At 32.1% G+C, this 1014-nt stretch carries 2 protein-coding genes and 1 pseudogene; 1 reads left to right on the forward strand and 2 read right to left on the reverse strand.

Going from position 1 to position 1014, the window contains the following annotated elements; all coding sequences use genetic code 11:
• Positions 1-33 precede the first annotated feature (33 nt).
• Both A3SG_RS0118395 and A3SG_RS20495 read right to left on the reverse strand, forming a co-directional pair.
• Entirely contained in the window at positions 34-228 is a 195-nt protein-coding gene (locus tag A3SG_RS0118395) for a hypothetical protein (protein ID WP_016991449.1), read from the reverse strand.
• Between the two features lie 337 nt (positions 229-565).
• A pseudogene (locus A3SG_RS20495) lies at positions 566-832 on the reverse strand (transposase); the annotation flags it as partial.
• 70 nt (positions 833-902) lie between these two features.
• Here A3SG_RS20495 and tnpA point away from each other — a divergent pair.
• Positions 903-1014 (forward strand): IS66 family insertion sequence element accessory protein TnpA (gene tnpA / locus A3SG_RS23190; RefSeq protein WP_016991451.1); only part of this gene is annotated, 112 nt, incomplete at its 3' end.

Genomic DNA, 1014 nt, shown 5'->3' on the forward strand with positions numbered 1-1014 from the left:
ACATAGGAACAGCTGTTGGCGGTTCGGTTGTTTTTATTCCCATTTTTTCTTATTTGAATTAAATATGATTTTATCATCAAATCCTTTATTAAAAAATACAATAAATGTTGAATCATTTAATTTCTCATAGTATGGTCCCTCACCCATTTCTGTATCAACTTTAAAATCTGATATAGAATTTGGTAATTTATTATGAATTTTTTCAAATTCATAAATTTGTATAACCATCTTATTCCCTTTTTCTTCGTAACTATTATTTTCTTCGTGTCTTAAAAAATAGTATACACTGATTATAATTGCTAAAGTAATTGAAATAGAAATTATGATCTTTTTCTATAGTTTTTACTTTGTATAAATTGGAGTTGTGGTTGCATTAGTTATAGGTCTAGTGTCTTTTGAGTCTAAATTCGGGGTCTCGTATTGATGCCAATGTTTTTGGCTTTGTGAGGTTGCGAACTTAGTAGCCAATTTCTTTCGGCTAATATAGAACTTTATTGCGAAGATAAATCGTCCGGCTACAACAAAACTCTCACGCTAGCGCGAGCGTCTCGCTCCTGCCTACAATTTAATTCGTATCTATCTTCAGAATTGTATGGTCATTATTACCGTAATTTTTAGCACTACTGAATTTTCAATCTATGGCGTCCGTTACAAATCCCGTTTCAACCGGATTGTTATGAATGTATTCTAATTTTTGTTCAAATACTTTTAATGACCAAATTTCGATTGGTTTATTATTTTGCTGCCAAAACTGTTTGTTGGTGACATTACTATTCTTTTTTCCTGCCCTGTCAAACATCCATAGCATCCATTCTTTTCTATTTTCTTGCGGTATCCGCCCGACGAACCACATATTTTTTAGATTAACTTAAGGTAGTAGTTTTGTTCTAAACAATTTAGACATGGACAAAAATGAATTTATGTTATCCCGAGTTGAATCTTGGAAACAAAGTGGACTTTCACAACAAGCGTATTGCGATCAAGCAGGTATTAAATTAGGAACCTTCAGCTATT

Source organism: Flavobacterium sp. ACAM 123 (assembly GCF_000264055.1).
Lineage (GTDB): Bacteria > Bacteroidota > Bacteroidia > Flavobacteriales > Flavobacteriaceae > Flavobacterium.

Bases quoted from the DNA above. Each gene is read 5' to 3' on its own strand.
- A3SG_RS0118395 (WP_016991449.1), bottom strand. From the start codon at position 228: ATGGTTATACAAATTTATGAATTTGAAAAAATTCATAATAAATTACCA.